The organism is Micromonospora aridisoli (assembly GCF_056150025.1).
The window spans coordinates 300291-322727 of the sequence record NZ_JAXCFK010000006.1; the positions used below are offsets into that span (position 1 = coordinate 300291).

Consider the following 22437-nt stretch of genomic DNA (forward strand, 5'->3'; position numbering starts at 1 on the left):
AATTCGTCGTCCGGAGCTACTCCGGCAACGGAATCCCTTGTGAGTGAGGTTTCCTCATGTCAGGATCAGTCGTCCATCGCCACTGATCAGCTAGCCGGCGCGCCACCCCCGTCCCGCCGCCGACGATCACCGATAGGAGTCGTCACATGCGTAGTGCCTTCCGGCCCCTCACCCGGCGTGGTCTGCTCACCGGCACCCTCGGCTCGGCCGCACTGCTGGCCGCTGGCGGCACCCTCGCCGGCTGTGGCACCCCCGGTGCCCAACAGACCGAGGAGGGGTGCGTCAGCGAGGATCTTTCCGGCGCGGAGAAGAAGCTGGCCTTCTCCAACTGGCCGCAGTACATGGACGTGGACGAGGACGACGAGTCGAAGCGTCCCAGCCTGGACGGCTTCGTCAGCAGGACCGGCATCCAGGTGGCGTACACCGAGGACGTCAACGACAACAACGAGTTCTTCGGCAAGGTGCAGAACCAGCTCGCCGCCTGTCAGAGCACCGGGCGCGACATCGTGGTGCTCACCGACTGGATGGCCGCCCGGATGATCCGGCTCGGCTGGATCCAGAGGCTCGACAAGTCGAGACTGCCCAACGTCGAGGCCAACATTCTGCCGTCGCTGCGTAACCGCCCCTTCGACGTCGACAACCAACTCGCCGTCCCGTGGCAGTCCGGCCTCGCCGGGCTCGCCTACAACGGCCGGGTGACCGGGGAGATCCGCACCGTCGACGAGCTGCTCACCCGCCCCGACCTCAAGGGCAAGGTGACCGCGCTCAGCGAGATGCGCGACACCATGGGTCTGCTGCTGATGTCCAACGGGCACAACCCGGCGGACTTCACCGCCGCCCAGTTCGACGACGCGCTCAACAAGCTCAAGCGGGCCGTCGACGCCAAGCAGATCCGCCGGTTCACCGGCAACGACTACGCCCCGGACCTGGCCAAGGGGGACATCGCCGCGTGCATCGGCTGGTCCGGCGACATCATCCAGCTCGGCTTCGACGACGAACGGATCAAGTTCGTGGTGCCCGACTCCGGCGTGATGCTCTGGTCGGACAACATGCTGGTGCCGAACCGGGCCACGCACAAGGCCAACGCCGAAGAACTGATCAACTACTACTACGAGCCGGCCGTCGCCGCCCAACTCGCCGCGTACGTCAACTACATCTGCCCGGTGCAGGGGGCGCAGGCCGAGATGGAGAAGATCGATCCGGAGCTGGCCGAGAACCCGCTGATCTTCCCGGACGAGGCGATGCTCGCCCAGGCCCGGGTCTTCATGGCCCTGGACGAGCAGCAGGAACGCGAGTACGAGACCAAGTTCCAGCAGGTTATCGGAGCGTGACGATGGCGCGGGAGACTCCGGCCGGCGACCTGAGGCTGGCCAACCTCACCAAGACCTTCGGTGCCTTCACCGCCGTGGACGACCTGAGCCTGACGATCCCGCAGGGCTCGTTCTTCGCCCTGCTCGGTGCCTCGGGCTGCGGCAAGACCACCACCCTGCGGATGATCGCCGGCCTGGAGGAACCGACCAACGGGCAGGTGCTGCTCGGCGACCGGGACATCGCCCGGCTGCGTCCGTACAAGCGGCCGGTCAACACCGTGTTCCAGAGCTACGCGCTCTTTCCGCACCTGGACATCTTCGAGAACGTCGCCTTCGGGCTGCGGCGGCGCGGCATCCGGTCGGTCGACGACCAGGTACGGCAGATGCTGTCGCTGGTGCAGCTCGACGGGTTCGAGCGACGGCGTCCCGCCCAGCTCTCCGGCGGTCAGCAGCAACGGGTCGCGCTGGCCCGGGCACTGATCAACCACCCGCAGGTGCTGCTGCTCGACGAGCCGCTCGGCGCACTCGACCTCAAGCTGCGCCGCCAGATGCAGATCGAACTCAAGCGGATCCAGACCGAGGTCGGCATCACGTTCGTGCACGTCACCCACGACCAGGAGGAGGCCATGACGATGGCCGACACGGTCGCGGTGATGAACGCCGGGCGGATCGAGCAACTCGGCCCGCCGGCCGACATCTACGAGTTTCCGGCTACCGCCTTCGTGGCCAACTTCCTCGGCCAGTCCAACCTGATCGCCGGTGACGTCTCCGGCGGCAGCGGCGACGACATCCTGGTCACCGCGCACGGTGCGCGGTTCTCCGTGCCCGCCGGCCGGTCCCGCGTCGACCAGGGTGCGGTCTTCCTCGGGGTACGCCCCGAGAAGCTGCACCTGGCCGGGGCCGCCGGGCAGGTGCCCGCCGGCAGCCAGCATCTCGACGGCACCATCACCGACGCCTCCTACGTGGGCGTCAGCACCCAGTACCTGCTGCGTACCGCCTGGGGCACCGAGCTGAGCGTGTTCGTCGCCAACAGCGGAGCCCAGCAGCGTTTCGCCGTCGGCGAGCGGGCCGTGGCGTACTGGGATCCCCGGCACGCCTTCCTGCTCGGTCGGGGCGCCGACGAGCAGGACCGCACCACCCCGGTCCTCGACGAACCGGTCGGTGCCCCCTCATGAACGAGCCAACCAACGGGTCCAGCAGCGAGGCGGCATGAGCGCGCTGGCCCACGTACCCACCGCATCCGGGCAGCCGGCGTCGCCGCCGCCCGCCGCCCGCCGGGGCCGGCACCGGCTCCTGCCGTACCTGCTGTTGCTGCCGGGCGCGGCCTGGCTGTTCCTCTTCTTCGCCGTGCCGCTGCTGCAACTCGCGGCGGCGAGCCTCTACGACCCGTCCGGATCGCTCTCCACCGGGTACGCGCTGACCTGGGCGTTCGGCAACTACCCGACGGCGTTGCAGACGTACTGGCCACAGTTCGGGCGGTCCTTCCTCTACGCCGGTATCGCGCTGGTACTGGCCCTGCTGATGGGCTACCCGCTGGCGTACGCGATCGCGCAGAAGGCCGGCCGGTGGAAGAATCTGCTGCTGGTCTGTGTGATCGCGCCGATGTTCACCAGCTTCCTGGTGCGCACGCTGGCCTGGAAGACGATCCTGTCGGACAACGGTGCGCTGGTCGGCCTGCTGCGCGACGTGCACCTGCTCGGCCCGGACGGCCGGCTGCTGGCCACCCCGATCGCGGTGGTGCTCGGCCTGACGTACAACTTCCTGCCGTTCCTGGTGCTACCGCTGTACGCGAGCCTGGAGCGGCTCGACTACCGGCTGCTGGAGGCGTCCAGCGACCTGTACGCCAGCCCGTTGAAGACGTTCCGCCGGGTCACCCTGCCCCTGTCGATGCCCGGCCTGATCGCCGGCACGCTGCTCTTCTTCATCCCGGCGACCGGCGACTACATCAACGCGGAACTGCTCGGCACCCCGAACGAGTACATGATCGGCAACGTCATCGACTCGGCGTTCCTGGTCCGGCTCGACTATCCGCAGGGCGCGGCGCTGTCGTTCCTGCTGATGTCGGCGATCCTCGCGGTGGTCTTCGTCTACCTGCGCCGCGCCGGGACGGAGGAAGTCCTGTGAGGATCTCCCGTTGGTTCGCCGAACACTGGGTGATGGGGGTGGCGCTGCTGGTGCTCGGCTACCTGTTCCTGCCGATCGCCGTGGTCGCCGCGCTGTCGTTCAACCGCCCCTCCAGCCGGCTGTCGTACGACTTCAACGAGTTCACGCTCGACAACTGGCGGAATCCCTGTGCCACCTCCGACATGTGCGACGCGGTGCTGCGCAGCGTGCAGATCGGGTTCCTCGCCACCGTGGCGGCCACCGCGCTCGGCACGCTGATGGCGTTCGCCCTGGCCCGGCACCGGTTCCGGGGACGGTCCGGGCTGAACGTGCTGATCTTCCTGCCGATGGCCACGCCGGAGCTGGTGATGGGCACCTCGCTGCTGGCACTCTTCGTCGCCGGTGGGGTACCGCTGGGGTTCTGGACCATCGTCATCGCGCACGTCATGTTCTGCGTGTCGTTCGTGGTGGTGACCGTCAAGGCCCGGCTGGCCGGGATGGACGGGCGGCTGGAGGAAGCCGCGATGGACCTGTACGCCAGCGAGTGGCAGACGTTCCGGCGGATCACCCTGCCGCTGGTGCTGCCCGGCATCGTGGCCGCCGCCCTGCTGGCCTTCTCGCTCAGCTTCGACGACTTCATCATCACGAACTTCAACTCGGGCACCACCGTCACGTTCCCCATGTACGTCTGGGGCGCCGCCCAGCGGGGCATCCCGCCGCAGGTCAACGTCATCGGCACGGCCATGTTCCTGGTCGCGTTGCTGCTGGTGCTGGCCACCTCGCTGCGCGGCCGGCGGGCTCGCCGGGCGGCGATCGTACCCGCGCCCGCCCAGGGCAGCGGCCGGCCATGACCAGCGCCGGTGACCCGACCCGCGCCCTGGCGGACGCGGCGCGGGTGCCGTATTGGCTGGACCGGCCGGAACGCCCCGAGCCGCTGCCGTCGTTGACCGAGGTGACCAGCGCCGACCTGCTGGTGATCGGTGGCGGCTACAGCGGGTTGTGGGCGGCGCTGCTGGCCCGGCAGGCCGACCCGGGGCGGGACGTGCTGCTGGTCGAGGCGGGCACCTGCGGCTGGGCGGCCTCCGGGCGCAACGGCGGATTCTGCGCCGCCTCGCTGACCCACGGGCTGGCCAACGGGGCGCAGCGGTTCCCCGACGAGATCGGCGAGTTGGAACGGCTCGGTCGGGAGAACCTCGACGCGATCGAGGCGACGGTGGCGGAGCACCGGATCGACTGCGACTTCGAACGCACCGGCGAACTGGCCGTCGCGGTCGAGCCGTACCAGCTCACCGGGTTGGCCGAGGACGTCGAGCTGGCCCGCCGGTACGGCCATGACGTCGCGCTGCTCGACGCCGACCAGGTGCGGGCCGAGGTGGCGTCGCCGACGTACCTCGGTGGACTGTGGGACCGGGACCGGGTGGCGATGCTCGACCCGGCCCGGCTGGCCTGGGGACTGCGCCGGGCCTGCCTGGCGGCGGGCGTACGGATCCACGAGCACACCCGGGTGACCGGCCTGTGTCGCGACGGCGGGGCGCTGTCCGCGCGTACCGTCGCCGCCGACGGCGCGCCCGCAGCGGTGCGTGCCGGGCGGGTGGTGCTGGCCACCAACGCGTTTCCGCCGCTGCTGCGCCGGCTGCGGGCCTGGATCGTGCCGGTGTACGACTACGCGCTGATGACCGAGCCGCTCAGTGCCGAGCAGCGGGACGCCGTCGGTTGGCGCAACCGGCAGGGGTTGGCCGACAGCGGCAACCAGTTCCACTACTACCGGATCACCGGCGACAACCGGATCCTGTTCGGCGGCTACGACGCCGTCTACCACTACGGCAACCGGGTGACGCCCGCGCTGGAACAGCGGGACGCCACCTTCACCGCCCTCGCCGACCACTTCTTCACCACGTTCCCCCAGCTCGACGGCCTGCGGTTCAGTCACCGGTGGGGCGGTGTCATCGACACCTGTACCCGGTTCTGCCCGTTCTTCGGCACCGCCTACGACGGTCGGCTCGCCTACGCGGCCGGCTACACCGGGCTCGGCGTCGGCGCGACCCGGTTCGGCGCCCGGGTGATGCTCGACCTGCTCGACGGCGCGGACACCCCGTTGACCCGGCTCGGCCTGGTCCGCGACCGGCCGCTGCCGTTCCCGCCCGAACCGGCCCGCGCGGTCGGCATCGGGCTCACCCGCTGGTCCCTGGCCCGCGCCGATGCCCGGCAGGGGCGGCGCAACCTCTGGCTCCGTACGCTCGATCGGTTCGGTTTGGGGTTTGATTCGTGATGCGCATCCTGCTCGTCGGTGCCGGTGGCGTCGGCTCCGCGGTCGTCGCCATCGCGGCCCGGCGCGCGTTCTTCGAGACCATGGTGGTCGCCGACCATGACGCCCGGCGCGCCGCGCGGGCGGTCGCCAATCGTGACCCCCGCTTCGTCGCCGCCCAGGTCGACGCCGCCTCCGCCGTGGCGGTCGCGGCGCTCTGCCGCGAACACCGGATCACCCACGCGCTCAACGCGGTCGACCCGCGCTTCGTCATGCCGATCTTCGATGGTGCGTACGCGGCCGGTGCGGACTACCTGGACATGGCCATGTCGCTGTCCCGGCCGCACCCGGCCCGGCCCTACCGGGAGACCGGCGTGAAGCTCGGCGACGAGCAGTTCGCGGTCGCCGACCGGTGGGAATCGGCCGGCCGGCTGGCGCTCTGCGGCATCGGCGTCGAACCGGGCCTGTCCGACGTCTTCGCCCGCTACGCCGCCGACGAATTGTTCCGCGAGATCGACGAGATCGGGGTACGGGACGGGGCGAACCTGACCGTGGACGGGTACGACTTCGCGCCGTCGTTCTCCATCTGGACCACCATCGAGGAGTGCCTCAACCCGCCGGTGATCTGGGAGGCCGGGCGCGGCTGGTTCACCACCGAGCCGTTCAGCGAACCGGAGGTGTTCCACTTTCCGGCCGGCATCGGGCCGGTGGAGTGCGTGAACGTCGAACACGAGGAGGTGCTGCTGATCCCGCGCTGGGTGCCGGCGAAGCGGGTCACCTTCAAGTACGGCCTCGGCGACGAGTTCATCGAGGTGCTGAAGACGCTGCACAAGCTGGGTCTTTCCGGGACCTCGCCGGTACGGGTGGGCGGTGTGTCGGTCTCGCCCCGCGACGTGGTCGCGGCCTGCCTGCCCGACCCGGCCACCCTCGGTGACCGGATGCGCGGCAGGACCTGCGCCGGCACCTGGGTGCGGGGGACCGGGGTCGACGGTCGGCAGCGCGAGGTCTACCTCTACCACGTGGTCGACAACGAGTGGTCGATGCGGGAGTACGGCCACCAGGCGGTGGTCTGGCAGACCGCCGTCAACCCGGTCGTCGCGCTGGAACTGCTCGCCGAGGGCGCGTGGTCGGGTGTCGGGGTGCTCGGTCCGGAGGCGTTGCCGCCGAAACCCTTCCTCGACCTGCTCACCGGTTATGGCTCACCCTGGGGTCTGGAGGAGAGATGACTCGCTACGGCCCGATGTACGGCCCGGACGTGACGTTCCTCGGCGTGCCCCCGTGCACGCTGGAGGAACCGGTCACGTACGCCGATGCCGACGTGGTCATCATCGGCGCGCCCTTCGACGGCGGCACCTCGCACCGGCCCGGGACCCGGTTCGGCCCCTCGGCCATCCGGCAGGCCTGCTACCTGCCGCACGACGGATCCCGCCCGTCCCTGGCGCTGCGGGTGGACGCCCTGAAGGACCTCTGCGTCTACGACGCCGGTGACGTCGAGATGTTCTCCGGAGACATCGAAAGGTCGTTGGCCGCGCTGGAGACGGCGGTGCACGCGGTCGCCTCGGCGGGAGCCATCCCGGTGATCCTCGGCGGAGACCACTCCATCGCCCTGCCCGACGCCACCGGCGTCGCCCGCCACCACGGGCTGGGCCGGGTGTCGCTGGTGCACTTCGACGCGCACGCCGACACCGGGGACGTCGAGTTCGGCTCGCTGCACGGGCACGGCCAGCCGATGCGTCGGCTCATCGAGTCCGGGGCGGTACGCGGCGACCGCTTCCTCCAGATCGGCCTCCGTGGCTACTGGCCGGGACCGTCCACGCTGCGGTGGATGGCCGAGCAGCGGATGCGCTCGTACGAGATGACCGAGATCGTGGCGCGCGGCCTCGACCCGTGTCTCTCGGAGGCATTCGAGATCGCGGTCGACGAGTGCGAGGGCGTCTTCCTCTCGGTGGACGTGGACGTGGTCGACCCGGGCATGGCACCCGGCACCGGAACCCCCGAACCAGGCGGCTTCACCTCACGGCAACTGCTCGACGCGGTCCGCCGGGTCTGCTACGAACTGCCAGTGGTCGGCGTGGACGTGGTCGAGGTCGCCCCACCCTACGACCACGCCGACATCACCGCCTACCTCGGCAACCGGGTGGTCCTGGAGGCGTTGTCCGCGATCGCCCGCCGCCGCCGCGACGCCGCCGGCGGCCCACCCTGGACCCCCACCCAACCCCTCCTCGACGCCCGCTGACATCGAGCTACCTCGTCCTTTCGCGGGAGCGGCGCCGTCGAGCCCGATGACGTCGCCACCGCTGAACCCACGCCTAATGTGTCTACTCCGGACAGTGCTACGCCGGAGTTGGCTGTCTCCGGTGAGGCGGAGTCGGTACCGGCTGTCTCCGGTGATTCGGTGCCAGACGGGTCCGCCGGACTATCCATCGCGCCCAGCCCGACTTCCGTGGTGCAGACGCGCACTCTGGTCGAGAAGCGGGCCGTCCGGCACGGCAGCCGTACGGCGAAGGACTCCTCCCTGGCCGAGGGGAAGCGGGTGGTCCGCACTCGGGGCGTCGATGGCGTACGCACCCTGACCTATCAGGTGACCGGGCACGAAGCCGACCTCCCGGTGCGACCCGAACTACACCCCGCGCGTGCCGATCGCCAGCGATGTCGACTGCGCCGGCGGCAGCGGAAACGGCCCTGCCTAGTGGTCGGCCCGGTCAAGGTCACCGGCAACGACCTCGACCGCCACAACGACGGCTGGGACTGTGATCGACCACCCCCGCCGATCATGCAGTTGTGGTAGTCGATACGTCGCTCATGGGCGCTTTGTCATGTACCACAACTGCATGATCGGTCTGCCCCACGGGGGCATAGCAGACGCGAGGTGAGGGTGGGGGTTGTCCACAGGACGTTTGGTTGTCCACAGGGGGCGGAATAGTGACCCGCTGGCGGAGAACAGTGCGGCGGTGTGGCGGACGTTTTTCGATACTCCGATTTGTTGGCGTCAGGTTGGAGCCGTGGGCGGGTCAGGTGCCGCGTTGAGGCGGGGACGCTTGTCAGGCTGAGTCGAGGGGTGTACGGACCAGGGGTTGCTCCTGGCCGGGACGAGCGGATCGCAGCCGTCTTCGGCCGGTTGCCGGACGGCTGTGCCCTCGGCTACCACAGTGGCGCATTGATGCACGGCTTCGGCGACGTCCGCTCCGACAAGCTCCACGTGATCGTGCCTGCCGGTCTGGTGATGCCGCGGATCCGGGGAGTCGTGACGCACCAGTCCGTCGTCCCCGTGCGGAATCCGGTCTGGATCCGAGGAGTACCGTGTGCGCCCGCACAGCGCTGCGCGATCGATCTCGCACGGACGTTGCGACGGATGGACGCCCTGCCTGTGCTGGATCTGTGTCTACGCGTCGGTGCTTGCGACATCGATGGTCTGCGAGAGGAGACCGTGGCGCATCGCGCGCTGCGTGGCATCCGGCAGGCGCGGCGACTGGTGGATCTTGCCGACGCCCGAGCCGAGTGTCGCCAGGAAAGTCAACTGCGGCTGCTCCTCGTGGATGCTGGGCTGCCGGTTCCTGAGCCCCAGTTCTGGGTCCGTGACCGGGACGGCTTGGGGATCTACCGACTCGACCTGGCCTACCGCGAAAGCCGTGTCGGTGTCGAGTACGACGGACTGTCACACCTCGACCCTGACCGTCTGCGTCAGGATCGGGCACGGATGAACTGGCTGGCCGCCGAGGGCTGGCGCATGCGCCACTTCACCGCTCACGATCTCTACCGGCGCCCCACCCACATCATCGCCACCATCCGTTCCCTCCTCACTCCCTAGCCCTCCCCTTCGCCATCGTTGATCAAGCAGTTGTGGTACCTGCCAAGGCGGGCAAATCCGGACTCATCACGTGCCACAACTGCATGATCGGCGGCTCAGGGTGACGGGGGCTTGGTGAGGTGGGTCACGTGCGGTTGGGGTGGTTACGTGGAGTATTGCTGCGGCGGGCACTTACAGAACCCTTAACTGCTGCCTGCGAACGTATGCCCGACAGCGAGGATCACGGGGAGCGGAAGCGTGCGGGTGCTGGTGGCGGACGACGAGCGGTTGTTGGCGGACACCGTCGCCGAGGGGCTGCGTCGCCTCTCGATGGCGGTGGACGTCTGCTACGACGGTGACGGAGCGTTGGAACGGGTCGGGGTGAACCGGTACGACGTCGCGGTGCTGGACCGGGACATGCCCGGACATACCGGCGACGAGGTCTGCCGTAGTCTCGCCGCCTCCGGTGTCGGCACCCGCGTGCTGCTGCTCACCGCCGCCGCCGGGATCCGGGACCGGGTCGAGGGCCTCGGGCTGGGCGCCGACGACTACCTGACCAAGCCGTTCGCCTTCGCCGAGCTGGTTGCCCGGGTGCAGGCGTTGGGGCGGCGCTCAGCCCCGGCCGTGCCACCGGTGCTGGAGGCGCACGGCGTCGCGCTGGACGTGGCCCGGCACACCGTCACCCGGGACGGTCGGTCGATCAACCTGAGCCCCAAGGAGTTCGCGGTGCTGCACGTGCTGCTCCGCGCCGAGGGCCGGGTGGTCAGTGCCGAGGAACTGCTCGAACAGGCGTGGGACGAGTTCGCCGACCCGTTCACCAACGTGGTCCGGGTCACCGTGATGACGCTGCGCCGCAAGCTCGGTGAACCCCAGGTCATCCACACGGTGCCCCGCGCCGGGTACCGCATCGGTGGTGCCGCATGAACCCGCGCCGTCGGGTCGTGCTGGTCGGCGTGCTCGCGCTCCTCGTCGGGTACGCCGCTCCCGGGCTGGCGAAGTACGCCCTGAGCCAGTTGTGGCTGTGGGGCCAGCGGCTCTGCGGTACCGGACTGCCCGGATCGGGCGTGCTCTGCGGCCGGGCGTACGACTTCGTCGATCTGATCATGGCACTCGCCCCGCTGGCCGTACTCCTGGTCGCGGTGGTCGGGATCTGGGCCGCCGCGGTGTGGTGCCTGCGTCCGGTGCGGGAGCTGGCCGCACCGATCGCGCAGGTCGGACCGCAGAACCTCGGCCACCGGCTGCGGCCGCGCGGCAAGGACGAACTGGCCCGGCTGGCCCGCTCCATCGACGAGATGATGGAGCGCATCGCGGCCGGCTACGAGGGGCAGCGGCGGTTCGCCGCCAACGCCTCACACGAACTGCGTACGCCGTTGGCGGTGCAGCGGACGCTGATCGAGGTCGGGATGGCCCGGTCGCTCACCGGCGAGCAGCTGGAACTGCTGACCGGGCAACTGCTGGAGACCAACGAGCGCAACGAGCGGCTCATCGAGGGGCTGCTTGCGCTCAGCGAGAGCGACCAGGGGCTGCGCTCGCGGACGCCGCAGCGCCTCGACGAGATCGTCAACGGGGTGCTGGCGGCGTACCAGGACCGGATCACCGAGGCCGGGGTGACGGTGCAACGGCACCTGGAACCCCGGATGGTGATGGGCGAGCGGGTGCTGCTGGAACGCCTGGTGACGAACCTGGTGGAGAACGCGATCAAGTACAACCGGCCGGGTGGCACCCTCACCGTCGCGGTCGGCCGCAGCCCGGCCCTGACCGTGGTCAACACCGGCCAGGTGGTGCCGGCCGAGGCGGTCGCCGGGCTCTTCGAGCCGTTCCGGCGCCTGGCCCGGGACCGGACGAACCAGAGCGGTGGTGCCGGCCTCGGCCTGGCCATCGCCCGCTCGATCACCCAGGCCCACGACGGCCTGATCGCCGCCCGCCCGGCCGAGTACGGCGGGCTGCGGGTGGACGTCCAGTTACCCACCGCACCCTGACCCGGCCGCCCGGCCGGCATCCGAACACCGCCCGCGAACGGGGCCGCAAACCGCGGCAGCCCGGCCTTCGGCGTGCCCGAGAACCGCCCGGTTCGGCGGTCCGCGCCGACGGAGAGGAGACTTCGTGACCACCCGTGACCACGCCGTGGTCGAGGCGGCCGTCGCCGGCCCGCCCGCCCCGAGCGGAACCACCGGCCACGCCGATCCGGCCGCGACCGGAAACATCGACAACACCGTCACCGGTGCTGCCGGCGACGGCGGGCCGGGCCCGCAGGGGGCGAGGCTGGCCTGGGCTGATGTCGCCAAGGGCGGCTGCATCCTGCTGGTGCTGCTCTGGCATGTGATCGTCAAGGACTACCTCCAGATCGACTGGCGGCTCGGCGTGCCGGTGCTGGGCGCCTGGGGGACCTTCGGTGAGCTGCTGCTGCCGATGCGGATGCCGCTCTTCTTCGCCATCTCCGGGATGTTCGCGGCGAGCGCCGTGCAGCGGCCCTGGCGTTCGGTCGCCCGGCCCCGGGTCGCCCGCTTCCTCTACCTGTACGCCGCCTGGCTGTTGATCCACACCGCCGTGCTGGCCCTCGCCCCGGACTTCCCGACCGACCGGGCCGGCGACCTCGGCGGCCTGCTGGCACAGCTGACGATCACCCCGTCCAACCTCTGGTACCTGCACGCGCTGGTGCTCTACTTCGTGCTGGCCAAGGCGTTGCGGCGGGTCCACCCGGCGGTGCTGCTGGTCGCCGCCGGCATGCTGAGCGCCGTCGCGGCGGCGGGACTGGTCGACACTCCGGGCAACCGCGGCGGTGTCTACCAGAACCTGGTGTTCTTCCTGGCCGGCCTGCACCTGCGGGGGTACGTCCAGCGGTGGGCCGACGGAGTCACCGGCCGACGGCTGCTGCTGGCCGCGGGCGGGTACGTCGTGGCACTGGCCGCCGTGGCGGCGACCGGCACCGCTCGTCTGCCGGGTGTGGCGTTGTCGGTCTCCGTCCTCGCGGTGCTCTTCGGCATCGCCGTGTCGGTCCGGCTGGCCCGATGGTCGACGGTCGGCGAGCCGCTCGCCGCCCTCGGCCGGCAGACGTTGCCGATCTACGTCATCCACATGCCGGTGTTGGCGCTGCTGCATCGCCTGATCGCCGATCCGATCGCTGGTCTGGACGACTCGAGCCGGCTCGCGTTGGCCCTCGGCTACCCGGTGTCGCTCACCGTCGCCGTGCTGGCGCTCAGCCTCGGCGTGCACCGGCTGCTGCTGGCGGCCCGGGCGACCTGGCTGTTCGACCTGCCCGGGCCGGGCTCGGCCGCCCGTCGGACGCAACCCGGCCCGTTCGCCGTGACGCCGCCCCGGCCGTCCGCGCCAATGGCACCCCCGCCGCCCGCGCCGACGCCGCCCGCACCCCCGCCGCCCGCGCCGACGCCGCCCGCACCCCCGCCGCCCGCGCCGGCGCCGCCCGCACCCCCGCCGCCCGCGCCGGCGCCGCCCGCGCCGACGCCATCCGGGCTGTCGGCGGCGAGTCCACCCGGGCCGCGGCCGACCGCCTCCGGGGCGTCCGCGCCGACGGCACCTCGCTGACCACTGCAAAGGAGCTGAGATGTCCACATTCGATCCGTTCGGCGCGGCCACGGCCGCGACAGATGTGACGGCGGCGGCCCGGTGGCTCGCTGGCCGGGTGCTGCGTACGCCGGTGCTGCGCGCTCCGGCCATCGACCGGCTGGCTGGTGCGCGGGTGCTGCTGAAGGCGGAGAACCTGCAGACCGGGGGCTCGTACAAGATGCGCGGCGGGCTGTTCGCGGTGGGTCGACTGGCTGCGGCCGGGCACGCCGGAGTCGTGGCGCAGAGCACCGGCAACCATGCGGTGGCGGTGGCGCTCGCCGCGCGGCGGTTCGAGTTGGCTGCCACGGTGGTGCTTCCGGTCGACGCGGCACCGACGAAGGTGGCCCGGGCCCGTGCGGCGGGGGCCCGGGTGGTCCTCGCCGGCACCACGGTCGAGGAACGGCTGGCGGCGGCCCGCCGGGTGAGCGAGGAGACCGGCCACCCGATCGTCGACGCGTACGACCATCCGGACGTCGTCGCCGGGCAGGGCAGCGCCGCCCTCGAACTGATCGAACAGGCCGAGCAGGCCGGTACCCCACTGGACGCCCTCGTGCTGCCGGTCGGTGGGGGCGGCGGCGTGGCCGGCGCCTGCCTGGCCGCCGCCGGTCGACCGATCGAGGTGTACGGCGTGGAACCGCGCGGCTGCGATTCGCTGGCCCGCAGCCTGGCGGCCGGTCGACGGGTACCGGTCGCACCGGCACCGACCATCGCCGACGGACTACGCCCGTCCTGCGTGGGTGAGCTGCCCTTCGCCATCCTGCGCACCCGCCTGAGCGGTGTGGTGCGGGTGGACGACGACGAGATCGCCGAGGCGTTCCGGCTGCTGCTGATGGAGCTGAAGGTGCTGGCCGAGCCGTCGGGCGCGGCCGGCCTGGCCGGCGCGTTGCGGCTCGCCGCCGATGGAACGCTGCGCCGGTCCGGCGAGGAGGACGAGCTGGCGGGCCGGTCGACCGTCGACGGTCGCCTGGCCGACGTCGAGCGGTTGCCGGCGGTGGCCGCCGACGGGCACCGGCGGCGCACGGTCGGTGTGGTGCTGACCGGCGGAAACGTGGAGGCGGAACTGGTCGCCCGACTGGCGACGACCGCCCGACTTGAGGAAGAGGTGGCAGTGGCATGAGTGGGTTGATCATGGGCTGGGAACTGTCGGGGCGCAGGTTCGGCGGCGAGCGGGAGGTGGGGGCATGAGTGCGCCCGTGCGAATCGGCATCCTGTTCGGTGGCCCGTCGGCGGAGCACGACGTCTCCTGCGCCTCCGCACTCGGGGTGGCCCGGGCGCTGGCGGGCGGCGGATACCGCGTCGTCGCCATCGGCGTCACCCGCGGTGGTGGGCTGCGGCTCGTCCCGGATGCGGCGCTGTCCGGGTTCCTCGCCGGCACGGCGGCCGAGCGGGCCATCGACGACCGGCTGAGCGTGATCGGTCCGGCAGTGGAACTGCGGGCCGGGCCGCGTCCGGGTACCGCGGTGGTGACCGCGGCGGATTCGCCCGGCGCGGTGCACGCCGAACTGGACGTGGTCTTCCCGGTGCTGCACGGCCCGTTCGGTGAGGACGGTGTGGTGCAGGGGTGGCTCGAATCTCTGGGCGTGCCGTACGTCGGGTGCGGCATCCTCGCCTCCGCGCTGGGGATGGACAAGGTGGCGATGAAACGGGCGTTGCGGGCCGAGGAGGTCCCGATCACCCCGCACGTCTCGTTCGACGCGACCACCTACCGCGCCGTGGAGGATCCGGAGAAGCTGGTGGTGGGGCTGCGCCGGCCGCTGTTCGTCAAGCCGGCCCGGATGGGTTCCTCGATCGGCATCTCCCGGGTGGCCGACGGCGACGATCTGGCGGCGGCGATCGAGGAGGCGCTGCGGCACGACAACCTGGTCGTGGTGGAGCAGGGGGTGAGCGGCCGGGAGCTGGAGTGCGGGGTGCTCGGTGGCACCCGCCCGGACGCCTCGGCGGTCGGCGAGGTCCGGGTGACCGGCGGCTGGTTCGATTACCGTCAGAAGTACTTCGGCGACAGTGATCCGATGATCGTCCCGGCCACGCTGCCGCAGGAGGTGACCGAGCGGATCCGGGAGCTGTCGGTGCGGGCGTTCGCCGCGATCGGTGGCTGGGGCCTGGCCCGGGTCGACTTCCTCTACGACGAGGTCGCCGGCGAGTTGTACGTCAACGAGCTGAACACGATGCCGGGATTCACCGCGCACTCGATGTACCCGAAGGTGTGGGCGGCGGTCGGTGTCGAGTACCGGGAGATCCTGGACCGTCTCGTCGCGCTGGCCTTCGCTCGGCACGCGGAGCGGCCCGGCGCGGGAGGCGAGCGGTGATCCTCCTCTGCGATCCGCGCGTCGCGGCGGTACCCGGTGTCGACGACGGGGAACCCCTGGTGGACCTGCGCGAGGTGGCCGAGCTGCGGCTGGACGCGCGGGCGGCCGATCCGGCCGGCGCGTACGCCCGGCTGCGCCGGCCGGTGGTGGACCGGCTGCTGGCGGCGCAGCGGGCGCTGCCCGACGGCCTGCGTCTGCTGGTCATCGAGGGTTACCGGCCCTACCAGGCGCAGCTGGACATCTTCACCGGCTATCAGGAGGAACTGCGGCGCAGCCACCCGGACTGGTCGCCGGAGCGGCTGTACCGGGAGACGACCAAGTTCGTCTCGCCGGTGGAGGTGGCACCGCACAGCACCGGCGGAGCGGTGGATCTGACGCTCTGCACCGCGGACGGCGTCGAGCTGGACATGGGCACCGCGGTCGACGCCACCCCCGAGGCCAGCGCCAACGCCTGCTTCACGGCCGCGTCGTCGATCGGCGCCGAGGCTCGTCATCACCGGCAGATCATGGGGACCGCGCTGCGCGGGGCGGGGCTGGTGAACTACCCGACCGAGTGGTGGCACTGGTCGTACGGTGATCGCTACTGGGCGTTGCTGACCGGTGCGCCGCACACCCGTTACGGCCCGGTATGACCGATGGATCCCCGGTTCATTCGAAACCTTGTTTTCGATACGCGTCACTGCGCTGAACTGGAAAGCGCTCCCAGCCCGTACCAGCCCGCGAACGGACGGGTGTGAGGACGGGAGGAACAGGTGAAGCTGCAGCGGAAGCACGTGCTGGCGGCGGGGGTGGCGGTGGTCGCCGCGGCGACGGTGGCGGTGGGCACCGGACTCGGATTCGCTGACAGCGCACCGGCCCGGCAGAGCGTCTGCTCGGGATCGATCACGTTCTCGGCCGAGGGCGGCGCACCGGCCGCCACCAGCAACCAGTTCCCGGTCGGTACCCGGCTGCGGGTGACCAACCTCGACAACGACAGGTCGGCGGAGGTCACCGTGGTCGGTCCGTCGGGCAGCTGCGTGCTGCTCAACACCGCCGCGATGGAACTCGTCCGCGAGCCGGGCAAGAACGTCATCCGGCGCAACGTGGTCGAGCGGATCGGCGACGCCGCCGCGCAGCCGGGCGCGGGGCGGCCGGGTGCGGTGGGCGACCGGCCGGGGTCGGCCTCACCGCCGGCGGCCCGGCCCGTCACCGGCTCGGCCTGCCAGGGTGCGATCACCTTCTTCGAGGAGGCCGCCGGCCCGGCCGCGACCAGCGACCGGTTTCCGATCGGTACCCGGCTGCGGGTGACCAACCTGGACAACAACAAGGCGACCACGGTGACGGTCACCGGTCCCTCGGGCAGCTGCGTGCTGCTGAACTCCGCCGCGATGGAGCAGATCCGGGAGCCGGGCAAGAACCTGGTGCGCAACAACACCGTCGAGCTGCTGCGCTGAGGGTGGGGTGTTAGGAGGGGGCCCTTCCTATACAGCAGGCGTTAATAGGGGGCCCTTCCTTTCACCCGAAGGCGGTGTCGAGGATGTCCAGGCCGCGGGTTAGTTCGTCGTCGGAGATGACCAGCGGGGGCAGGAAGCGCAGCACGTTGCCGTACGTGCCACAGGTGAGGGTGAGCAGGCCGGCGGCGTGGCAGGCGGCCGAGACCGCCGCTGTCGCGGCCGGGTCCGGGGTCAGGGTGCCCGGCCGCACGATCTCCACGGCGAGCATGGCGCCGCGTCCGCGTACCTCGGCGATGCGTGGGTCACGGGCGGCGACGGCCCGCAGCCGCCCGCCCAGCGCGGTCCCGATCCGCCGGGCGGCGGCGGCCAGATCCAGCTCGTGCATCGTCTCGATGCTGGCCAGGGCGGCGGCGCAGGCGATCGGGTTGCCGCCGTAGGTGCCGCCGAGCCCGCCGACGTGCACCGCGTCCATCAGTTCCGCCCGGCCGGTGACGGCGGCCAGGGGCAGCCCACCGGCGATGCCCTTGGCCAGCGTGACCAGGTCCGGTTCCACGCCCTCGTGCTGGCAGGCGAACCAGTCACCGGTGCGGCAGAAGCCGGTCTGGATCTCGTCGGCGACGAAGACCACCCCGGCCGCCGTCGCCCACGTGCGCAGCGCCGGCAGGAAACCCTCCGCCGGTACGACGAAACCACCCTCGCCCTGGATCGGCTCGATCAGCAACGCGGCGACGTTCTCCGCGCCGACCTGCTTCTCGATTGTCTCGATGGCGCGGGCCGCGGCGGTGGCGCCGTCGAGGCCGCCGTCGCGCAACGGGTACGACATCGGCACCCGGTAGACCTCACCGGCGAACGGTCCGAACCGGTGCTTGTACGGCATGTTCTTCGCCGTCAGCGCCATCGTCAGGTTGGTCCGCCCGTGGTACGCGTGGTCGAAGACCACCACCGCGGGCCGGCCGGTGGCGTGCCGGGCGATCTTCACCGCGTTCTCCACCGCCTCGGCACCGGAGTTGAACAGTGCCGAACGCTTCTCGAACCCGCCCGGGGTCAGCGCGTTGAGCCGCTCGCAGACCGCCACGTACGACTCGTACGGCGCGATCATGAAGCAGGTGTGGGTGAATCGTTCGACCTGCGCCCGAACCGCCTCGACCACCCTCGGAGCGGAGTTGCCCACGTTGGTCACCGCGATGCCGGCGGCGAAGTCGATCCACCGCCGGCCCTCCACGTCGGTCAGCGTGCCGCCCGAGGCACTGTCCACGTAGGAGGTGATGACGCTGCCGACGCCCCGGGCGACGGCGGCACCGCGCCGCTTGTGCAGCTCTTCCGAAGACGACATGGGCTCAGCCCTCGATGTTGTGCATGACGTGCTTGATCCGGGTGTAGTCCTCCAGGCTGTAGACGGAGAGGTCCTTGCCGTGCCCGGAGTGCTTGAAGCCGCCGTGCGGCATCTCGGAGATGAACGGAATGTGGGTGTTCACCCAGACGCAGCCGAAGTCGAGTCGTCGGGTCATCCGCATCGCCCGGCCGTGGTCCCGGGTCCACACCGAGGCGGAGAGGCCGTAGTCGACGCCGTTGGCCCACCGCACCGCCTCGTCCTCGTCGGAGAACCGCTGCACGGTGATGACCGGCCCGAACACCTCGTCCTGGACGATCTCGTCGTCCTGCCGTACCCCCGAGACGACGGTGGGCGCGTAGAAGTAGCCGCGCTCGCCCACCTGCGCGCCGCCGGTCTCCACCGAGGCGTGATCGGGCAGCCGGTCCAGGAAGCCACGCACCCGGGCCAGTTGGTTGGCGTTGTTGAGCGGGCCGTAGAGGACGTCCTCGTCGTCCGGCGCGCCGGTCCTCGTGTTGCGGGCCTGCTCGGTGAGGGCGGCGACGAAGTCGGCGTGGACGCCGGGCGCGGTGAGCACCCGGGTCGCCGCCGTGCAGTCCTGGCCGGCGTTGAAGTAGCCGCCGACGGCGATGGCCTCGGCCGCCGCGGCGATGTCCGCGTCGTCGAAGATCACCACCGGTGCCTTACCGCCCAGCTCCAGGTGGGTTCGCTTGAGGTCGGGGGCGGCGGCCGCGGCGACCTCCATGCCGGCCCGGGTCGAGCCGGTGATGGAGACCAGCTGCGGGGTGGGATGCGCGACGAGGGCGCGGCCGGTGTCCCGGTCGCCGCAGACCACGTTGAACACGCCCGGCGGCAGGTACTCGGCGGCGATCTCGGCGAGCAGCAGCGTCGACACCGGAGTGGTGTCCGAGGGCTTGAGGACCACGGTGTTGCCGGCCGCGAGCGCGGGAGCGATCTTCCAGACCGCCATCATCAGCGGATAGTTCCAGGGAGTGACCTGTGCGCAGACGCCGATCGGCTCGCGCCGCACGTAGGAGGTGTGCCCGGCCAGGTACTCGCCGGCCGAACGGCCCTCCAACAGGCGGGCGGCGCCGGCGAAGAAGCGGAACTCGTCGACCGCCGGCGGCAGCTCCTCCTCGGCGGTCAGCTGTCGGGGCTTGCCGGTGTTGCGCACCTCCGCGTCGACCAGGTCGGCGGCCCGGGCCTCGACCGCGTCGGCGAGCTTGAGCAGCGCCCGCTGCCGCTCGGCCGGCGTGCTGTCCCGCCAGCTCTCGAAGGCGGTGGCGGCGGCCCGCATCGCCGCATCGACATCGGCGGTGCCGGAGACCGGCGCCTGGGCGAACACCTCACCGGTGCACGGGTCGATCAGGTCGGCGTAGCCGCCGTCGACCGGCTCGACGTACTCGCCGTTGACGAAGTTGCGCAGCTTCTGCTGGTCACTCATGACTGGATCACTCCGAGGGGTCCGGGGTCGCGCTGCGGCGGTTATCGCAATCGTGCTGCCATCTTCGCTACTGAATTCGCGGCAGACAAGGGTTAAGGCGACTGTTTCCGTCGGCGGATGGGTCGTCTAGGCTGCGCCTGTGGAGCCCACAGCGTTCTTCGTCGCCGGCCGGCCCGCCCACGGTGCCGGTGAGCTGACCGTCCACCACCCCTACGACGGCCACCCCGTCGGCCGTACCACCCTCGCCACCGCCGACCAGGTCGAGGCCGCGGTGGCGGCGGCGGCCGGGGTGGCCGCGAGCGCCGCCGCGCTGCCCGCGCACGCCCGCGCGGCCGCCCTGGACCACGTCTCGCGCCGGCTCGCCGAGCGGGCCGAGGAGGTCGCGGCGCTGATCACCGCCGAGAACGGCAAACCGATCAAGTGGTCGCGGGCGGAGGTGGGCCGGGCCAGCTCCACCTTCCGATGGGCGGCCGAGGAGGCCCGGCGCTTCTCGGGCGAGCTGCAACGGCTCGACACCGATCCGGCGGCCACCGGGCGCATCGCCCTGGTCCGCCGGGTGCCGAAGGGCCCGGTGCTCGGCATCACGCCGTTCAACTTTCCGCTGAACCTGGTGGCGCACAAGGTCGCCCCGGCGATCGCGGTCGGTGCCCCCGTCGTCGTCAAGCCGGCGCCGGCCACTCCGCTGTCCGCGCTGCTGCTCGGCGAGATCCTGGCCGAGACCGAGCTGCCGGAGGGGATGTTCTCGGTACTGCCGCTGCCCAACGAACGCGCCGCCGAGCTGGTCGCCGACCCTCGGTTGCCGGTCGTCTCGTTCACCGGCTCCGGACCGGTCGGCGCGGCGATCCGCCGCGCCGCTCCGGACAAGCACGTGACCCTCGAGCTGGGCGGCAACGCGGCCGTACTGATCTGCCAGGACTGGGCCGAGGACGAGGACCTGACCTTCGCGGCGCACCGGGTCGCCACCTTCTCCAACTACCAGGCCGGGCAGTCCTGCATCGCCGTGCAGCGGGTCTACGTGCACGAGTGGCTCTACGACGGTTTCCTGCCCCGACTGGTCGCCGCGGTGCGGGAACTGCGCACCGGAGATCCCGCCGACCCGTTGACCGACGTCGGCCCGCTGGTTTCCGAGGCCGCCGCCCGCCGGGTGGAGGCGTGGGTGGACGAGGCGGTGACGGCCGGCGCGACCATCGAGACCGGCGGTCGGCGCGACGGCGCCACCTACCCGCCGACGGTGCTCAGCGGCGTTCCCCGGAACGCCCGGGTGCACGCGGAGGAGGTCTTCGGACCGGTGCTCGTCGTGGACCGGGTGGTGGACGACGCCGCCGGCTTCGCCGCGATCAACGATTCGGCGTACGGGTTGCAGGCCGGCGTCTTCACCCGCCGCCTCGACGTCGCCTTCGCCGCGGCCCGGACCCTGGAGGTGGGCGGGGTGATCGTCGGCGACGTGCCGTCCTATCGCGCCGACCAGATGCCGTACGGCGGCATGAAGGGCAGCGGCGTGGGTCGGGAGGGACTGCGCAGCGCCATGGACGACTACACCGAGCCCCGCGTCACCGTGCTGACCGGGGTGCAGCTCTGAGGGGCCGTCACCAACTGCCGTCGTCGCGTACCCGGGCCGGGGCGCGACCGAGCAGCAGGATGGTGAGCGCCGCGTCGATGTCGGCCCCGAGGAGCCATTCACCGGCCTGGTCCAGCGCGAAGATCCGGCCGTGTTCGTCGACGGCGATGATGCTGTGCCCGCCTTCGGTGCCGATCGGGAACAGCCGGGCGCCGATCACCGCCGCGAAGTCACCGAGTGAGTCGGCGGTGTGAGCGACCTCGCGGGGCCGGATGTCGAAGCGTGAGATCCACACCTGCTCGCCCGGGCCGCGTCGCCGGCCGAGCAGTCGTGGGAAGGCGGTGAGGGCGGCGAGCACCGCAGGGAAGACCGGGTGCCCGTGGGCCCGGCCACCGACCGCACCGACGTCATGTACGGCCGAGGCCGCCGCGGCTGCGTCACCGAAGTGTGGCCGCCAGCCGGCGGCGACCAGTGCTCGCGCCACCTCCGGGGGGAACCGGCCGGGTTCCGGGTCGTCGTCGGCCGACTCCGGGAACCAGGGCTCGGTGTGGGCCTGTTCGGCGCGCGCCAGGACGTTGAACTCCACCAGCATCTCCAGGCACGAGTCACACGGCCGTTCGGCCGGCCCACCGTGCGGGTCACCCGGGTCGCGGAGCTGGGACACCTCGACGCGGGTGGAGTTCAGCAGGTCCTTCGCGTCGCCCAGACTCATGGCGGCGATGCCTTCGGCCGTGCGACGGTGATCGTACTCGTGCAGGACGTCGGAGAGCACGACGAACTCCGCGTGCCGCTCCCCGCCGCGGACGAGGCGACCGGCCGGCAACTGGTCGAGGTACGCGCGGACCAGCGGGTGATGGTTGAGCTCCACGTCTCCCTTGGCGCCCCGGGCGGTGAAGGTCCGCCCTTCGACGGTGAGGCGGGCGATCGTGGTCGGGGTGGGCACCCGCCGGATCTCCCGCAGCAGTTGACCGGCCGGATCCACGGTGCGGGCCACCGACGGGCAGGTGGACCGGCTGCGACGGTAGAGCCGCTCGACCACGTCGGGCGGCACCCGCGGCCAGGTGGTCACCTCACCGGTCCGCTTGTCGACCACGGTCGTCGGCAGGTCACCGGGAAGTGCTCTGACCTGAGTGGACACGGTGGAGGTGATGACGTATCCGAGGTCGAACTCGGCGACGGCGGGACGGCACTCGCGCCCCAGGCGCAGCGAGTCGCGACGGGCCCACACCGCTGCGAGTTGCTCGGCCTGTTCGCGGTCGATCACACCGGGAACCTATCGGAGAATGTCGTTTGGTGGCGCTCCGTGCGGTCGAGCCTACCGAACGTGAGACGAACGGTCGGTATCCCGCGCCGAGCG

20 protein-coding genes and 1 pseudogene are annotated in these 22437 nt (G+C 71.3%); 18 read left to right on the forward strand and 3 right to left on the reverse strand.

Annotated features, from left to right (window positions below):
• The first annotated feature begins 146 nt into the window (after positions 1 to 146).
• The 17 genes and pseudogenes from SM447_RS15750 (at position 147) to SM447_RS15830 (ending at position 16748) form a co-directional block, all read left to right on the forward strand.
• Positions 147 to 1331 carry a polyamine ABC transporter substrate-binding protein gene (locus SM447_RS15750; protein ID WP_474573535.1) on the forward strand — a complete coding sequence of 395 codons (1185 nt, stop codon included), beginning with the start codon at positions 147 to 149 and terminating at the stop codon, positions 1329 to 1331.
• A gap of 2 nt (positions 1332 to 1333) precedes the next feature.
• Complete coding sequence (locus SM447_RS15755; RefSeq protein ID WP_474573606.1) at positions 1334 to 2485, forward strand: ABC transporter ATP-binding protein; 1152 nt, start codon at positions 1334 to 1336, stop codon at positions 2483 to 2485.
• A gap of 34 nt (positions 2486 to 2519) precedes the next feature.
• On the forward strand, positions 2520 to 3434 hold the full coding sequence (locus SM447_RS15760) for an ABC transporter permease (RefSeq protein WP_474573536.1): 915 nt from the start codon (positions 2520 to 2522) through the stop codon (positions 3432 to 3434).
• Positions 3431 to 4264: an ABC transporter permease gene (locus SM447_RS15765; protein WP_474573537.1), complete on the forward strand. Its 834-nt coding sequence runs from the start codon at positions 3431 to 3433 to the stop codon at positions 4262 to 4264. The genes SM447_RS15760 and SM447_RS15765 overlap by 4 nt, the downstream gene beginning before the upstream one ends.
• The gene (locus SM447_RS15770; RefSeq protein WP_474573538.1) at positions 4261 to 5682 is read left to right on the forward strand and encodes an NAD(P)/FAD-dependent oxidoreductase; all 1422 of its coding nucleotides are present in this window, start codon (positions 4261 to 4263) and stop codon (positions 5680 to 5682) included. The genes SM447_RS15765 and SM447_RS15770 overlap by 4 nt, the downstream gene beginning before the upstream one ends.
• On the forward strand, positions 5682 to 6884 hold the full coding sequence (locus SM447_RS15775; protein ID WP_474573607.1) for a saccharopine dehydrogenase family protein: 1203 nt from the start codon (positions 5682 to 5684) through the stop codon (positions 6882 to 6884). Before SM447_RS15770 ends, SM447_RS15775 begins: the two co-directional genes overlap by 1 nt.
• Positions 6881 to 7894, forward strand: coding sequence for an agmatinase (gene speB, locus SM447_RS15780; RefSeq protein ID WP_474573539.1), 1014 nt, complete (start codon positions 6881 to 6883; stop codon positions 7892 to 7894). The genes SM447_RS15775 and speB overlap by 4 nt, the downstream gene beginning before the upstream one ends.
• 210 nt (positions 7895 to 8104) lie before the next feature.
• A complete protein-coding gene (locus SM447_RS15785; RefSeq protein ID WP_474573540.1) occupies positions 8105 to 8446 on the forward strand; it encodes a G5 domain-containing protein in 342 nt (113 codons plus the stop codon).
• 165 nt (positions 8447 to 8611) lie between these two features.
• Positions 8612 to 8710 (forward strand): annotated as a pseudogene (locus SM447_RS15790) (hypothetical protein); the annotation flags it as partial.
• A gap of 108 nt (positions 8711 to 8818) precedes the next feature.
• Complete coding sequence (locus tag SM447_RS15795; protein WP_474573608.1) at positions 8819 to 9466, forward strand: endonuclease domain-containing protein; 648 nt, start codon at positions 8819 to 8821, stop codon at positions 9464 to 9466.
• Positions 9467 to 9703: 237 nt separating this feature from the next.
• A complete protein-coding gene (locus SM447_RS15800; RefSeq protein ID WP_474573541.1) occupies positions 9704 to 10369 on the forward strand; it encodes a response regulator transcription factor in 666 nt (221 codons plus the stop codon).
• A complete protein-coding gene (locus tag SM447_RS15805) occupies positions 10366 to 11424 on the forward strand; it encodes a sensor histidine kinase (protein WP_474573542.1) in 1059 nt (352 codons plus the stop codon). The genes SM447_RS15800 and SM447_RS15805 overlap by 4 nt, the downstream gene beginning before the upstream one ends.
• 124 nt (positions 11425 to 11548) lie before the next feature.
• Complete coding sequence (locus tag SM447_RS15810; protein ID WP_474573543.1) at positions 11549 to 12988, forward strand: acyltransferase family protein; 1440 nt, start codon at positions 11549 to 11551, stop codon at positions 12986 to 12988.
• A 19-nt stretch (positions 12989 to 13007) separates the two neighbouring features.
• The gene (locus SM447_RS15815; protein WP_474573544.1) at positions 13008 to 14126 is read left to right on the forward strand and encodes a threonine ammonia-lyase; all 1119 of its coding nucleotides are present in this window, start codon (positions 13008 to 13010) and stop codon (positions 14124 to 14126) included.
• A 64-nt stretch (positions 14127 to 14190) separates the two neighbouring features.
• Complete coding sequence (locus tag SM447_RS15820; protein WP_474573545.1) at positions 14191 to 15315, forward strand: D-alanine--D-alanine ligase family protein; 1125 nt, start codon at positions 14191 to 14193, stop codon at positions 15313 to 15315.
• Positions 15312 to 15947, forward strand: a complete 636-nt coding sequence (locus tag SM447_RS15825) for a M15 family metallopeptidase (protein ID WP_474573546.1) — start codon at positions 15312 to 15314, stop codon at positions 15945 to 15947. Before SM447_RS15820 ends, SM447_RS15825 begins: the two co-directional genes overlap by 4 nt.
• Before the next feature lie 120 nt (positions 15948 to 16067).
• Positions 16068 to 16748 carry an RlpA-like double-psi beta-barrel domain-containing protein gene (locus SM447_RS15830; protein ID WP_474573547.1) on the forward strand — a complete coding sequence of 227 codons (681 nt, stop codon included), beginning with the start codon at positions 16068 to 16070 and terminating at the stop codon, positions 16746 to 16748.
• Between the two features lie 61 nt (positions 16749 to 16809).
• Here SM447_RS15830 and gabT read toward each other — a convergent pair whose 3' ends face one another.
• Positions 16810 to 18081: a 4-aminobutyrate--2-oxoglutarate transaminase gene (gene gabT / locus SM447_RS15835; RefSeq protein ID WP_474573548.1), complete on the reverse strand. Its 1272-nt coding sequence runs from the start codon at positions 18079 to 18081 to the stop codon at positions 16810 to 16812.
• Positions 18082 to 18085: 4 nt separating this feature from the next.
• Positions 18086 to 19522 (reverse strand): gamma-aminobutyraldehyde dehydrogenase, encoded by a 1437-nt coding sequence (locus tag SM447_RS15840; protein ID WP_474573549.1) that lies wholly within the window; start codon positions 19520 to 19522, stop codon positions 18086 to 18088.
• A gap of 139 nt (positions 19523 to 19661) precedes the next feature.
• Here SM447_RS15840 and SM447_RS15845 point away from each other — a divergent pair, with 139 nt between their 5' ends.
• On the forward strand, positions 19662 to 21101 hold the full coding sequence (locus SM447_RS15845) for an aldehyde dehydrogenase family protein (protein WP_474573550.1): 1440 nt from the start codon (positions 19662 to 19664) through the stop codon (positions 21099 to 21101).
• 7 nt (positions 21102 to 21108) lie between these two features.
• Here SM447_RS15845 and SM447_RS15850 read toward each other — a convergent pair whose 3' ends face one another.
• On the reverse strand, positions 21109 to 22344 hold the full coding sequence (locus SM447_RS15850) for an SUKH-3 domain-containing protein (protein ID WP_474573551.1): 1236 nt from the start codon (positions 22342 to 22344) through the stop codon (positions 21109 to 21111).
• Positions 22345 to 22437: the final 93 nt, after the last annotated feature.

What these genes read in the sequence shown, in the direction of transcription:
- SM447_RS15820 (WP_474573545.1), top strand. Translation starts at nt 14,191, where the DNA reads ATGAGTGCGCCCGTGCGAATCGGCATCCTGTTCGGTGGCCCGTCGGCG.
- SM447_RS15755 (WP_474573606.1), top strand. Translation starts at nt 1,334, where the DNA reads ATGGCGCGGGAGACTCCGGCCGGCGACCTGAGGCTGGCCAACCTCACC.
- SM447_RS15805 (WP_474573542.1), top strand. Translation starts at nt 10,366, where the DNA reads ATGAACCCGCGCCGTCGGGTCGTGCTGGTCGGCGTGCTCGCGCTCCTC.
- SM447_RS15840 (WP_474573549.1), bottom strand. Translation starts at nt 19,522, where the DNA reads ATGAGTGACCAGCAGAAGCTGCGCAACTTCGTCAACGGCGAGTACGTC.
- SM447_RS15750 (WP_474573535.1), top strand. Translation starts at nt 147, where the DNA reads ATGCGTAGTGCCTTCCGGCCCCTCACCCGGCGTGGTCTGCTCACCGGC.
- SM447_RS15795 (WP_474573608.1), top strand. Translation starts at nt 8,819, where the DNA reads ATGCACGGCTTCGGCGACGTCCGCTCCGACAAGCTCCACGTGATCGTG.
- SM447_RS15770 (WP_474573538.1), top strand. Translation starts at nt 4,261, where the DNA reads ATGACCAGCGCCGGTGACCCGACCCGCGCCCTGGCGGACGCGGCGCGG.
- speB (WP_474573539.1), top strand. Translation starts at nt 6,881, where the DNA reads ATGACTCGCTACGGCCCGATGTACGGCCCGGACGTGACGTTCCTCGGC.
- SM447_RS15775 (WP_474573607.1), top strand. Translation starts at nt 5,682, where the DNA reads ATGCGCATCCTGCTCGTCGGTGCCGGTGGCGTCGGCTCCGCGGTCGTC.
- SM447_RS15760 (WP_474573536.1), top strand. Translation starts at nt 2,520, where the DNA reads ATGAGCGCGCTGGCCCACGTACCCACCGCATCCGGGCAGCCGGCGTCG.
- SM447_RS15815 (WP_474573544.1), top strand. Translation starts at nt 13,008, where the DNA reads ATGTCCACATTCGATCCGTTCGGCGCGGCCACGGCCGCGACAGATGTG.
- gabT (WP_474573548.1), bottom strand. Translation starts at nt 18,081, where the DNA reads ATGTCGTCTTCGGAAGAGCTGCACAAGCGGCGCGGTGCCGCCGTCGCC.